Annotated in this window: 1 protein-coding gene; it reads right to left on the bottom strand. The window is 75.2% G+C overall.

What is annotated here, in order from left to right:
• On the bottom strand, positions 1-576 hold a 576-nt coding region (locus tag ACPCK6_RS29620; RefSeq protein ID WP_423482861.1), incomplete at both ends, for a beta-ketoacyl reductase.

Below are 576 nucleotides of genomic sequence, written 5' to 3'. Positions count from 1 at the left end.
CAGGTGGTCGGCGAGCACGGCCGGGGTCGGGTAGTCGAACACCAGCGTCGAGGCCAGCCGCAGCCCGGTGGCCGCGGTCAACCGGTTACGCAGGTCCACCGCCGTCAGCGAGTCGAAGCCCAACTCCCGGAACGCCCGGTCCGCCGGCACCGACTCCGCACCACCGTGCCCCAGCACCTGCGCAACGAGGCCCCGTACCAGCACGTCGATCTGGGCGCGGCCCTCGTCCTCGGTGAGCCCGGCGAGCCGCTCGGCCCAGCCGCCACCGCCCTGCCCCGCCTGGCGGCGGCTGCTGCTCACGCCGATCAGGGTGCGCAGCACGGCCGGCACTGTGCCGCCGGAGGTCGCCGCCCGCAGTGCGGGAACGTCGATCACGGCCGGTACGAGGGCCGGACGGTCGACACGCAGGGCGGCGTCGAACAACTCCAGCCCGATCTCGGCGCTCATCGGCGTCAGACCCGCCCGCACGGACCGCGCCCGGTCCGCCTCGTCGATCGAGGCGGCCATGCCTGCCGTGTCCCACATCCCCCACGCCAGGCTGACCGCCGGCAACCCGAGCTGCCGCCGGTGGACCGC

The organism is Micromonospora sp. AB353, from assembly GCF_049538395.1.
GTDB lineage: Bacteria > Actinomycetota > Actinomycetes > Mycobacteriales > Micromonosporaceae > Micromonospora > Micromonospora aurantiaca.
Note: the sequence above shows the minus strand (reverse complement) of the source record. Positions and strands in the feature narration are given on the sequence as shown.